This window comes from Bacteroides sp. RTP21281st1_H5_RTP21281_210402 (assembly GCF_040918965.1).
GTDB classification, from domain to species: domain Bacteria; phylum Bacteroidota; class Bacteroidia; order Bacteroidales; family Bacteroidaceae; genus Bacteroides; species Bacteroides congonensis.
Window position 1 is genome coordinate 1 of the sequence record NZ_JBCOWR010000018.1, and the last position, 13,466, is coordinate 13,466.

At 40.9% G+C, this 13,466-nt stretch carries 10 protein-coding genes; 1 reads left to right on the forward strand and 9 read right to left on the reverse strand.

Going from position 1 to position 13,466, the window contains the following annotated elements; all coding sequences use genetic code 11:
- Positions 1-349: 349 nt before the first annotated feature.
- The 9 genes from AB5443_RS20775 to AB5443_RS20815 form a co-directional block, all read right to left on the reverse strand.
- Positions 350-2,002, reverse strand: a complete 1,653-nt coding sequence (locus tag AB5443_RS20775) for a flotillin family protein (protein ID WP_195405924.1) — start codon at positions 2,000-2,002, stop codon at positions 350-352.
- A gap of 23 nt (positions 2,003-2,025) precedes the next feature.
- The gene (locus AB5443_RS20780) at positions 2,026-2,523 is read right to left on the reverse strand and encodes a hypothetical protein (RefSeq protein WP_022140468.1); all 498 of its coding nucleotides are present in this window, start codon (positions 2,521-2,523) and stop codon (positions 2,026-2,028) included.
- A gap of 269 nt (positions 2,524-2,792) precedes the next feature.
- Positions 2,793-3,056 carry a hypothetical protein gene (locus AB5443_RS20785; RefSeq protein WP_022140467.1) on the reverse strand — a complete coding sequence of 88 codons (264 nt, stop codon included), beginning with the start codon at positions 3,054-3,056 and terminating at the stop codon, positions 2,793-2,795.
- A gap of 18 nt (positions 3,057-3,074) precedes the next feature.
- Complete coding sequence (locus AB5443_RS20790) at positions 3,075-5,945, reverse strand: DUF4906 domain-containing protein (protein ID WP_277135599.1); 2,871 nt, start codon at positions 5,943-5,945, stop codon at positions 3,075-3,077.
- 12 nt (positions 5,946-5,957) lie between these two features.
- Complete coding sequence (locus AB5443_RS20795) at positions 5,958-6,992, reverse strand: FimB/Mfa2 family fimbrial subunit (protein ID WP_277135598.1); 1,035 nt, start codon at positions 6,990-6,992, stop codon at positions 5,958-5,960.
- 20 nt (positions 6,993-7,012) lie between these two features.
- Positions 7,013-8,101, reverse strand: a complete 1,089-nt coding sequence (locus AB5443_RS20800; protein WP_022140464.1) for a FimB/Mfa2 family fimbrial subunit — start codon at positions 8,099-8,101, stop codon at positions 7,013-7,015.
- A 131-nt stretch (positions 8,102-8,232) separates the two neighbouring features.
- Positions 8,233-9,510 carry an Mfa1 family fimbria major subunit gene (locus AB5443_RS20805; RefSeq protein WP_277135597.1) on the reverse strand — a complete coding sequence of 426 codons (1,278 nt, stop codon included), beginning with the start codon at positions 9,508-9,510 and terminating at the stop codon, positions 8,233-8,235.
- Positions 9,511-10,099: 589 nt separating this feature from the next.
- A complete protein-coding gene (locus tag AB5443_RS20810; protein ID WP_277135596.1) occupies positions 10,100-11,545 on the reverse strand; it encodes a DUF3868 domain-containing protein in 1,446 nt (481 codons plus the stop codon).
- Between the two features lie 12 nt (positions 11,546-11,557).
- On the reverse strand, positions 11,558-12,127 hold the full coding sequence (locus AB5443_RS20815; protein ID WP_277135595.1) for a DUF3575 domain-containing protein: 570 nt from the start codon (positions 12,125-12,127) through the stop codon (positions 11,558-11,560).
- Between the two features lie 486 nt (positions 12,128-12,613).
- Between AB5443_RS20815 and AB5443_RS20820 the strand changes: the two genes are divergently transcribed.
- Positions 12,614-13,249, forward strand: a complete 636-nt coding sequence (locus AB5443_RS20820) for a DUF5033 domain-containing protein (RefSeq protein ID WP_277135594.1) — start codon at positions 12,614-12,616, stop codon at positions 13,247-13,249.
- Positions 13,250-13,466: the final 217 nt, after the last annotated feature.

The window sequence follows — 13,466 nt, forward strand, 5'->3', positions numbered from 1 at the left end:
TACCATGGCCGTGACGAATAGTTACCACGGCCGTGGTGAGATAACAATACCGGTAATCTAATGAAAGAATACCGGCAACCTAACGCAAGGATAAAGGCAAGATAACTAACACTTCCTTACTTCATAACTTATGTTTCCCTAAACAACATAGCTAGGGAACCCACATAAACACAACGTACTGAAATGAGTTAAACAGAATAGAAAAGATTCAAAACCGTACCTGCATGAGCCAATATTATTACATATTTTATGTAGTACAAAGAACGTGATGATAGAGGGGGAAAAAAATACGCTGATGAGAAAAGTATTTATTCTTTTCCCATCAGCGCATATTATTGTTGGAGCAGGATTATTTCTTATCCTTTTTCTCTTCTGTTTTACCGGCAGGTTTCTCTTCCGTTTTGCTTTCCGGATTAATAATGCCTTTCACAGTTTCACCGATAGGCAATTTATCCAGTACGCCAAGGCTAGGCGCTACCGTTTTCACTAATGAGCTGAGGAAGTTGCTTGTACCGCCGTTTCCACCATCGAATACAGTGATATTTCCTAAGTTCATGTGTTCGAACGCCTTCACCTGTTCGCCGGCAATTTCCTTCCACTGGTCTACCATCTTATATTGGATAGCGATAGCCGGATTCGATTCGGCTGCTCTTACCATCGCTTCGAAACCTTCCGCTTCGGCAAGCAGTGAGCGTTTCTTACCTTCCGCTTCGGCTTCCAACTTCATCTGAATAGCTTTTGCTTCCGCTTCGGCTTGTGCCAAAGTAGCTTTTGCGCGGGCTTCCGCTTCGCGGGTAATCTTTTCTGCGATAGCATTTGCTTGGAGAATGGCTTCCTGTCTTGCTATTTCGGCAGGTACAATCTTTTCTGCTTTCAATGAAGATTCCACTTTCCGTGCTTTAGCTTCTTCCACTTCTTTCTGTGCAATTTCGCGTGCAGTCTGTACGGCAGCTTCTGATTTAGCAGCGGCTTCACCGGCCTGCTTGTCAGCGTTGGCTTGTGTTACGGCCAGTTCGGCATTGGACAAGGCAACTTCTTTTTGCGCGTCGTTTCGTCCGATGGCAGCTTTTTTGGCGGCTTCTGCCTGTTTGATTTCCATGTCGGAATTCAGTTCGGCAACGCGGCTTTCCTTTTCGGTATTTGCCTGCTCGATTCGGATATTTTTTTCGGCTTCGGCTTTTGCCACCTGCGATTCTTTCTCAGCGTTGGCGATAGCTACTTGAGAAATTCTGTCTTTGTCGGCGTTCGCAACTGAGATTTCCTGTTGTTTCTTGGTTTCAGCGATAGCAATATCCTGGTCTTTGCGGGTTTCCGCTACTTTCGTTTCACGTTCTTTGATTTGGTTCGCGATTTTGATAGCACCCAGCTTTTCCTGTTCTTCGATGTTTGCCTGTGCTTCGTTCAATGCCTTGCTTTCGGCTTCCTTACCCAGGTTGACGATATAATTGGCAGCATCGCGAATATCACTGATATTGATATTCATCAGATACAGACCGAACTTGCGGAGTTCCGTATCAATATTATCTTTTACTTTGGAGAGGAACTTGTCGCGGTCGGAGTTCAACTCTTCAATCGTCATGTCGGCGATAACCAGACGCATCTGACCATAAACTACATCTGTAATCAGGTTTTGTTTGTCGTCTCTTGTCAATCCGAGCATACGTTCTGCGGCATTCTGCATTACTTCAGGGTCGGTGCTGATGGCTACGGTAATAGTAGTAGGTACGTCAACACGGATATTCTGTGCGGATAGTGCGCCTGTCAGCTTGCAGTCAATCTGCATCGGTTTCATTGACAGGAATTCGTAGCCCTGGATAATCGGCCATACGAAAGCAGCTCCACCGTGATATAATTTCGCAGATTTCTTTTCTCCACCTGTCTTACCATATACAACGAGTACTTCGTCACTCTTACATTTGCGGTAGCGGGACAGGATACCGATAAAGGTGAGCAGGATAACCGCCACTAATATAGCGGCCATGATTAGCATTTCTTGTGTCATAGGAATTGTGTAATTTTGAATAGTTATTGAATATATAATGTTCCGTCCTGATATCGGGTGATAACAGTGCGGTCCCCGGTTTGATACGTCTTTCCCGATTCGGAGATTACGTCTATTTCGCGCATGGCTCCGTCGCGGCTTACCTGCACGGTATATCTGTTCTCACTTTGCTTGAAGTAGATGGTACATTCGCGTCCCACGAGTTCGTTGGTCGCTTCGGAGCGGTTCACTTGTTGCAGTTGATAGGCTTTCTTGTACAAGAACCAGACGGCAAAAACAAAGAAGAGTCCTACCAGAATGCCGATGGCATAACTTTGAATTTCCGCGTTTCCTGCCAGATACATATACCAGCCGAATCCGATTCCGAAGTGTGTGAGCCCTTTGAAAGAGACTACACTGCTGATGTCGGCATCCACGTCTACATCCGCGTCCAAATCTCCGAAGAAGATGGATAATACGAATTGGATAAGAAAAATACCTGTTGTAACGAGGGCGATAATCAGAAAAATGGTATGGCTCATAGTAATTCTGTGTTAATATAAAGTCTTTAGTTATAATACTCCAAATATACAGGTTTATAAGAGATAAACAAAGATTATCGATTAAAAAAATAAATAATTTCTATTCAGGAGATTATAATATACTCTTTGTTGTTTCTTGGATAAAAATCCCCAACCACTCAGCACTACTTTCACAAGCCGTTGCTGAGTGAGTTGAGGAACACAAACAAAACAAACAATATTTTGTATAGCTTATATTGGGGTACTAATACCTATATTAACTATATTCATTACTCTGTAGGGCAATCAAGGATAAGCATTGAATCCTCGCATGATGTAATGGAGCATTTCTCCAAAAGCATGTCGATATTGATTTCTATTTTGAACCGACCGCAGACATCTTGCACTCTGTGTTTGAAATCCGCAAAGCCTTTCAAAAATTTCTCTATCCGATTGGCAGACCGTTCATAGGCATACCAATGACCATTCTCTTCAAACAAATAGGCTTGACGCGTATTTGATGATTCCAGTTGCAAGATGTCTTTCGGTTCCATGATGTTTAGTTTTTTATATTAATTATTTTCATTGATAGTTCCGTTTGAGTCTGTTTCGATGATATTTCCATTCGCGTCTACATCAACGTCACGGACACAACGCAATGAGACATCGAACTCTTGACCGTCATCTAAAAATAGTATTCCTTGGTTAAAGCCAAAATATCTATTGCTATTGTATTTCCATTCGGTTCTACTGTATGCTCTGTATAATTTACCATCATTGTAGTAGACAAAATCTTTATTCTGAGTGTACATAATCATGAATTCTCTTTGATTGGGTGTCCGCCATTTGCCTTTGTCACTTTCATTTTCATAGTAGCTGCTGCATCTACTACGATGAAGATTATCTATGTCTACAAATTTTTTCCACTTTCCTTTTCCTTGGGCGGCTTTATGAAAATTAGCGGCCATTTGGAATGAGCTATACGGTTTGTTCGTATTGCTGAAGTTGTCGTGCAATCCTAGTTCACCGGAATCTAATTTTCCGCGTATATTTTTCTCGTCAAGTTGTGCCATGGTGAAAACACGTGTCTCATCATTATATTTGAATGCGTTGCTTACTTTTATGTCTTTATTTTCCGCATTGCTTGCATTCATGTCTAAATTCAGATTGCGGACACATCTAAGTTGCTTGGGCGAACCACCTGAATTGATGGCCTTCCTTGCTCCGATAGAAGCACCTTCGTCCGACCATAATTTCTGGTTATTGCTTAAAAGATATTGAAATTGAGAGTCTCCTGTTTCAATACTGCCTACAGGATGGGAATCTGCATCGAACAATGGTGTAACCAGACTTTCTGCACCTAGATACATTCCCATTAATTGATCTCTGGCAGGCAGATACCATTTTAACTCTTCCGGATCAATAATGCCGTTATGGTTTTCATCTCTGTTGCGTGACAGGCAAGCTGACCAGCCATGTTTTTTGGATAGAGCGAAAGTGTAACCCTTTTCATTCGGTTCAGTCATATTTGCATGTGCGCTCCATTGATTACCGGTGGTGCCTTGGGTGATATACCTATATGTGTTATAAAAGCCGTTGGATACGTCAAAACCGCCGATTATAGGTGCTGCATCAGCAGGTGCTCCGGTTTCATTAATATGCTCCATACCCAATGCATTTTTTTCTTCATTGAAGTTTACGGAGCTGTAATATGTCTGGATCGATCTTTGGGTAATCATATATTGGGCGTCTGCATAGCTGCTCTCCTTGTCATTGCTATAATCAGGTGAAAACAGCAATATGACTTCTCTGTTTTCCTTGTTTACAAAGTATTGCCAATAGGGCTGTTGCCAGTTTGCTCCTGCCGGCGGTGTATCATAATAATATTCGTCTACGAAAATTGTGTAGTAGAATGTATCATCTTCACTTCCGGATTGCGTTTGGATATCGGCTGCCAGACCGAACAAATCAATCAGTCCTTCTCCGTTTTTCGGATATTCGGCCAATGTGTTATTATCGCTTGTACGTGCAAATCTAATCCATTTATAATCCCCGCCTGCACGTTGATTGTAATTTGCCCTGTTATCAATCGAACCGAATGGTGTATGTACCACGAAGCTCAAACTCTCGGCGTCTTTTTTGGTCAGACCGATATTGAAACAATTGTAATGCGCATCTAATGTGTACACTTTGGTTTTGGCATCTACTACATCTCCTTCCACGCCCGGACGTCTTTCGTTACCTTCCTGAACTTCTACACGAATATCTTCCGTATCGTTTATTTCGACATTATAGATGTATTTTTTATTCCTCTCGCTTTTGAAGTTGCTATAATCATTGCTCCCTCCTCCCAGGTGAATTGTATAAGTGACGTTGGCAATCTTTTTACCTGTAAGTGTTTCGTTACTGCTGGTCAGTTCCATATTAGCCTTAATTTCTACATAGGTAGCAAATGGCTCCACATATTTGTATGTTCCGGTATTTAGACCATTGCCGTCCTTCACTTCCGCTTCTCTATCTGCATAACTTTCTAAGGAACGGCCTTCATACATTTTCGCCTTTTTTCGGTTTTCAAGCATATAGAAATCGAAAGAACATGACTTCTCGTTCATTGTAACTTTGTGTTCCGCAATGCTTGTAGAGTAGTGGTTTTTATTACTCTTTACTGCATCTTCTGTTTTCGCCAATAAGTATGACCTGACAGGAACGTTATATATTCTCCAACTGCTTAGTTCAAAAGAGGTCACTTTAGACTTTTCCCCTCCCCATGAAATATTGAAAGTGATATGAGAATCCAGACGCTCCAACAAGATTTTTCCATTCAATGCACCGCTCTTTTCCGGTATAGTGCATTCTCCTTCGCTAGTGCTTGTGTCGCCTGAAGCATTGGGGGTATATGCGCCACACATGACTAATGCCGCCTGTGTACGATCTACTTGCGCCGCATTCGTTTTTGAATTTAGCATGGCAGTGATATTCTTGAATTCCTCAAGGGTAGTCACCTTGTCTAATTTCTTTTTCAAATTTCCGTCCCCACTCAACTGATTGCTGTTTGTATTGGCGGCAGCGAAAATATAACTTAATCCGCTTGTGGTTTCGATATTCTTAAGGACTCCGTTAGTCGGATTGTTCTGGTTTCCGTTGCTGGTAGTCAAACTGTCAGAACTATAAAAACGTGTTCCTTCCTTTCTGTTGCCTTTGGCATCGAATATCAGTAGATATAAATCGTTGATTTGGAATTCTTCTTCATCGCGCAATCCCCGGGTGACTGTCGTTTTCATCTCCGGCACTGACAGGTTGAAGCTTACCGTTACCGGTATCCCTTCTTTCACATCGGTATTTTTGATGATTTCATCTTCCTGGCAGGCAAAGAACAAAATGCCCGTTAATACAAGCACGAATGTTTGTCTGATATATGCTGGTATATTGATTTGCTTTCTCATATTCATTACTCTTTAATTAAAAGCCGGTACGTCCACATTGACATACTCCCATTGTTTTACCTCATAGGTTAACGTCGACGTGACTTTATCCACACTTGTGATGTTGAACACATACAGATGATTGCGGAGTGCATTGTAGGCTTTTCCGTTTGTGCTGAACTGTACAGTGTATGTTTTCTCTACTTCTCTCACTTTGGCATTGATGGTCAGGCAGACTTTTTGGTCATTATCCGTTATTCCTATGTTTTTATGTTCGGGAATGTAGAACTTGTTTTCAAATCTGTTACCTTGATTTCCGCTTAATGTGCCTGAAGTGAGATACTCGGAAGTGCTCGCTATTGTCGAATTTGCAGGGATGGATGGTCCGTCGTTCACGGTCGGTGCGCAATATCCTTTTGTGTTATAGTGGTGTAACCGGATTTCGGTGATTTCGAAATTCTTTAATCCTGTCCCGTTTGCCACTGTCACATTCACTTTGGCGACAGCACGTATCAAATCAAGGGCACCGAAATTGTTGCCTCCTGTTTTTATGTTCTCAATGGTACCCATCCCCCACATTGGAATCTCTTTTGACCAATCCTGCGTTTTATTAAAGTTGAAAGAGAGCTGTTCATACAGGTCGGCTTTATTTTGACCTTTAGTTATTTTGAAGTTATTGACTCCTTTGTTTTCGGCATTGGCAATTACTACAAACTCCATCGGTTTGCTTCCGTCATAAGTTGCTGATAACTTTCCGTCTATATTCCGTTTGGTATCTCCGTCTTTGCCGTCAATCACGATGTATTGAATCTCTTCTACAAATTGGTCATTTTGAAATGTATATATATGTAGATTGTCTATGCTTCGCTCACTCTCCAGTCCCTCATTTTCACTTGCTCGTGTGGAAGGATTGGCGGGGAAAGTAAGCACAAAGTTTATATGTGCGTCTTTTACCAATATCTGTCCTTTGCTGTCTGTGAAATCTTCCATCACTCCGTCTGTGGTACACGAAGCTATCATAATGCAGAGGATAGTCAGTAAATAATATGTCGGATTAAAACATTTCATCTTTTTTCTTTTCGTTCCGGTTAAAGTTCGATGTCATTGATCTGGATAATCCAATCGTTGATATCAATTACTGTTTTGATTAGTGCCAGTTTCTCGTCTACAAAAATAATCATACTGTAAGCGTCTTCACGATCCAGATACTCTTGAAGGGTATAGTGGCGGTCTTTGTATTTCTCCAGTTGGAGTTTTTCCAGATACTTCACCAGGTTGGATACGTGAAATAATGTTTCCTGTGTCTTCGAGTTCTTGATTGTCAACTCGGGCGTTTTATCTGCCATGAGTCTTGCTACGCTTATCTCGCTGACAACTGATTTGTATTCTTCGGCCGGTTCGCCGGCTTCGCTGAATGCTCTGCTGCTGACTGTTTCCGGTTCTACAACAAAAGGTTTGTATGTCAGCAGGTTGTCGTCCAACAGTGAATTGTCATAATTCATATATCCGTTGTCGTCATAGATTTCACATTTGAATGTTTCTGCGGTCAAGGCTCTGGTTACCGGTCCGTCAGACTGGTTGACTTGCGCTACGACAATCCGGATATTATTGGTGTTCTTTACTAAAGACACTGTGCTGATTTGCTGTCTTCCGCTGCGGGTGGTGGGAGCGCTTTTCACTTCACCATGCCAAAGCGAGTGCAGTTCCTGTTCTACTATATAATTTCCTTTTTCTTCTTCTGATGCAGAGCGTGTTACTGCTTTACGCAGAGTCTTTACTTTTAATTCTTCAATCTGTGATTGTTGTGGATATAATAACGGCACTGCGAATGATTCATCATTAAGTCCCGCCCATGCAATGAGATGATACTTTGATGGATCAATGTCTACTTTCATAGAATAATTTCCCTCTCCTAACTGTTCTCCTTGATCTGTTTTCTGATAAACAAGATTTTCATTCTCATCAAAAGCGTAAAGTGTCACTGTTCTTACTTGTTGGGCGAAAACGTCTACTTCCTCCATATTATAGTCATATTTGAACTTGACACAATATTCGATGCTACAATCTCCATCATCGTAATCTAATACGGAGTCGCAAGATGTGATTGCACCAGCCAATAGTGTGAGCAACAATAACTTGTTGGCTTTTTCTTGTATGGCGGTTAATATTCGTTTCATTCTTTTTATTTTTGCTTTTGATATACTATTGTTTTGCTTGAAAGCGATGCATTGTCTTTTTCCGGTAATTGGTGAAAATGTATCGGGGAGAGGAAAAAAAGAGTCTCCCCGATACTTGAGTCAGATTTTTATTATAGTTCGATATCGTTAATCTGAACTGTCCAAGGCTGGATTTTAGCTTCGATAATTAGCTTGGCAGGAGTTTCATCAGGTTCCAATGCAGGGGTAGGAGTACCTAATTTGCTAACTTTTGAAACAGTCAACTGATACCAGTTGTTGCGTACAATCTTTTCACCTGAACCTGCTGTTTCAATCGGAGCTTCGTAATAGCAAATACCGCCGTCATATTTCTTGATGCTGTGGTTTGCCAAATACTTGTTATCATCTTTCTTGCTGTCATCCCATGTAACATTTGGATATGCATCTTTTAAAGCCTTCCAATTTTTGTATACACGTAATTCGGTCTTATCGCCCTCGGTGTATACAGCTCTGATATAGAATGTTTCATTGGCTGGTTCATCACCGAAATAAACCTGTGCTCTGTAGTGTACACGTGTCGGGTTTGCTGAACTGGAGTTATCAAGACAGTATGTAACTCCTGTTTCATTCCATCTGTAAGAACCATTGTTTGCTGCTGCGCCTTTGGCAATATATGGTTGCAAGAAAGAGTTGAAAGTGCTTACTTGTGACAATACATATGAATCTGTAGTCAGATTGGAGTATGAGTGACTGAGGAGTTTGACACCTATTTCTTGAATATCGCCAGTAAAAGTTAATCCGGAATTCATTATTGGGAAAAGCTTCGTGTTCTCAGTCTTTTCATCCAATTTTGCAGCTACACGGCTAACTTCGATTGTAGCGGTATTAACTTCCTCTTTAGCTTCAATCTTTTCAATGACAGTTTCACCGCTCATTAAAAACGCACCGTTTTTTGCCACATCCTTGTCAAGATATGCTAATGTAGCTCCTGTGAATTCGGAATGGTTTCCAACTGACAATTGGTCTAAATTAGTCGTTTGGGTGATTTCTAAATTTGTCGGATTTACGAATGCATACAATTTTACATTAGTACCTGCTGTTACAGCAAATTCTTCTGTTGTAGCAATTTTAGTTTGTCCCTCTTCTTTTGTGATATCTAAATCTTTCATTATAACACGTGGCGCTCCATCACCATAATCTAATACGGCTGTGATTTTTGTTACACCATATTCCAGATCAGTACCCGCACTAGATTCGCCTTGAGTTACGCTTCTTGTGCCATTTGTTTCATTGAATGAAAACAATAATCTCATTTTTGCCTGTTCCCCAGTTGAATTTCGGTTGTTTTCGTTTGCAAACTCATCTTCATTGCTGCAAGCTGTCATGGCAACTATTGCCAGACTTGCTAATAACAAATTCTTTACTTTCATGTTAATTTAATATTTTAATTGTGATGTAATGGTTCTTTTTATTTGATGGGCTTCGTTTGTTTTGTTAAACACATCATATTCTTCTCTTTTCTGAATTTGGAAGTTCTTATATATAATAAGAGAAAGGATTAACTTCCGGTGAAATAAGTTTGGTTCATTTTCTTATAAGTTATGTTTCTTTTATTTGTTTATTATCAAGCAACTCTTTAGTTCCTTATTGACACTGCAAAGGTATGAGAGAAATATAAAAGTGCTCGTTGGTATTTGTTTCAATTTTAGGGATGATAATTTTAATTTTATTGTGCCTTTTTTTAGGTGGTGAATTAGTCGTTTTATGAATGATAATCGGCTGTTGTGAATGAACTGCCATCTTTGTTGATATTTTGCCATTGTTGGTGGTTGGGTGTGAATTGTCATTATTTATGGCTTTGTGATGTGAATGTACAACTATATGAAGCGGGGTGAAGAATTTGCATATCTTTGAGAGCAAAAAAAACGCACAACCTTCACAGGCTGTGCGTTTAGATTCATTATGGGGTTACAAATAATGAGGGGAATAATAGTTCTGTACGTGCCTTTTTATCTTCTACTACTGTCTAGGATAGTTTTGTTTCTTCTTCAATTCTCTCAAATTTGCGTCTGCTTGTGTAGACAGGCCGGCTTCTTTAGCCGCATTAAAGTATTTTTCAGCTTTGTCCAAATCATCTTCCAGCATGGCGATAACTCCAAGATTATTGAGCGTTTCGGCAGCTTTCGGGTCGGCTTTCGCCAGATGCTTCTTTGCTTCGGTTGTGTCGCCGCCTTTTTGGATTTCCATTGCGGCAGCATTTAAGTTAGCAATCGGATCCTCCGGAAACATGGTGGCGGCTACCAGGAAAGCATGATTGAACTCTTCGCTTCCGGGCTCGTAGCTCTGTGCCACCAGATAGATTTCTTGCAGGCTCAGCAACTGCGGGCGTTTGTTGATAATCTCTTTCGATTCTTCGAGATTGAAGCCGCGCACTGTATAATTGACCGTATAGTCAGAGTGACGAAGTGCCGGATAATATTCGTCCAGTATATATTTGTATCCTTGCACACCCGCTAATTTGGCTATGGCGCGTTCTTTTTTGTCAATGTCCATATTTTCTTCATCCATCAGGCGAAGAATCTCGTCTTTCTTATCCAGTGACGATGCGGCGACAAACTTGCGGAAACCTTCCCAGTCTTCGGGGGTAGATTCTGAAACTATCAGACTCTTGTCGAAGTTGTAGTAACTGGTAACGTAATCAACCAATGCTTGTGTACGTCCCTTTGCCAGGCGGATATTGTTGGCATAGCTTCCTTCGGGAGATGCATAGCCATGAATCTTGATGCCGGTAAGTGTCGTGTTCTTATCGTTGCGCACAGTGTCGATTGTGGCGCGTATCTTCGCCAATTCGGTTGTGTTGCGACGGTATTCAGGATAGATTATGTATTTGTTGACTGGAAAGTCCAGATAGGCGCTTCCTTCTACTGCACGGTGCTTTATACCTTCGGCTTGCGGGGTGATGTAGGCAATGGAAGGTTGCAGTTTCAGTGGTGCAATGTTCAATTGGGTGATTAATTCACCACTGTTCTCCTCCAATACGTCGCAGCAACCGCATACATCAATATTTAATTTCATATTCGCCGTGCGCATCCATGCTTCAAACGGCATCTGTATCAGGTAGCTTATTTTTTGTTCTTCGTTCCGTTTACGGCGGATGATTGTATAGGTATCTTTGAAGGCTGTATGGTTGCGTTGGTTGACGATATCCCGTTTACGCCCGTACACTACGATGGACGGCAGTGTTTTTGTTTTTCCGTCCGCTTCAAGAAACGGGGTGAGCGTGGCTACATTATTGGAAGCTACTTTGAGGTTTTCCTGTAAAGTGATATCCAGATTAATGGTCAGGCGGTTGTCATCGCTGCGCGTGATAGATTCTTTGTCTATACGCACTTGATTTTTATACAGAGTCTGCGCTTCGCTCAATACAGGCAGCAGGCAGAAGAGTATGCATAGAATCTTTTTCATATTTGTTTTGTTTTAGAATAAATAAATTAAGCTGACGGCGGCTTTGGTCGGCCCTACGTAATTCTTATGTCCTTCGGACACTTTTTCACCACAGGTCTTACACTCGAACTGTTCGTACTTGACACGTGCGTAGCCCACACCGATATTTCCTTCCAGATTCCAGTGCTTGCCTAAAATCCACTGGTAACCGTAAGAAACACCTGCCCCATAGAAATTGCCTTTGAAGCGGTGGTCGGTAAGTACGGGCCAGATACCCCAGGGCATATCAATGGCGGCAGCCTGATATACTCCACCATGAACGTGGAATCCCACGAAATGTCCGTTGAACTTGTCGCAAAGCCAATAACGAAGTTCTGGCTGAATGGCGAGCATCTTCATCATTTTCTCTTCTTTGTATTTCCAAGGATTATAATTGGCATATAAATCCAAGGTCAGTTTCTTACTTAAGCCGATTTCGGCTCCAAAGTTGATGATTTTCATCGCGTCCATTACAACGTTGGTTTTAACCCCGACTACCTGACTGTATAATAAGGTAGAAGCGAACATGGTAACGAACAAAAACAAAATTCTTTTCTTTTTCATCGTATGATGGGTTTTGTTTGTTGACATTGCAAAGGTACGTGTAATCTGGATTGGCGTTAATTGGTGGATTCATCTTTCTTTGATTGCTTTTTGATGAAAACAAATAAGTAGAGCGGTATTTAGTTTCTTGATGGTTGGTGTGTGATTCGGTATTTATGGGTTGTGTTTTAATCATTCGGTTTGAATGATTTTTATATGAATGGCGTTTCTGATACTTGTATAACCTGTTTAATTACTTGAATAGGCTGTATTTTCTCTGTTAAAGAGTGGTAAATCGTTCATTTTTCTTTCGAGAAAGTTTTCCTTCTTGAATAAAACACCTATGTTTGTGTCAACAAGCAACGCACTATAATGTTAGTGTTAATGAAACAGTGGTTTCAAATTCCCTCCTGAGGAACGCAAACGAACAAACGGAAAATAATGTGAAATGTAAATGGTTGGCAAAAACAAGAAGTTGCAAACCGATAAAAAATAGGAGGAAATATAATGAAAGCAATGAATTTCTTTTTCGTATGTGTGGTCGTATTGACTTTTGCAGCATGTTCTAATGCTGAGGATGATCGTATTGAAGGCAACTCTTCAACTTTTGAATTCATAAAATCTTTATATGGTATCGAATCTGTAACTAATGTGACAGACACCGGTAATGTTCCTGCTGTTACGGCAGAAGAGATGGAAGGTGTATTGGAAGCTCTTCGTCAGAACGGCAACATCACTCATGAATGTAAATCAGAAAATGTAGAGGGATACTTTGGAGACGGTGGTGACAGGCAATCTGTGAAGATGACTGCCGAATATCAGGCACGTACGAGGGCGGGTGCTTACCTGGAGGAATTTGCATTATGTGTTTCTTTGAATTTTAATGTGGATAAAAACACCGTGTATTATATCGGAACTACCTATTCTTCTTCTGCCGATCTGTTCACTTGGAAAGGTTACGGGGCTTCTTTATCAACTACGGCCGGTGGTGGAAATGTGTTCACTGCTATTACTCACCTTTATTTTCGTGTAAGCGATCAGGAAAATTGCCTGGTTAAAGTTCCGGTAGATTTCAAAGGAAACTATGATTTCAATACCGGTTACGGAACTTATAATTTCGCTCTATCTCATTGTCGCAAATAATTTAATGAAAAAGACTTGAATGGATATGTAATTACTATCCATAATATAGAGGAACCAAACAGCAAACATGGGTTACTTGAGGGGAACATAGTTGGCAAAACAAACAATGGAAGGCCCGCTGACTTGTAAAAAAAGTTGGCGGGTTTTTGTTCTATTGTGAATTATTTCTAAAAATAAGTGATATATAGTTTAGTAGTAATATTAATCAATACCTTTA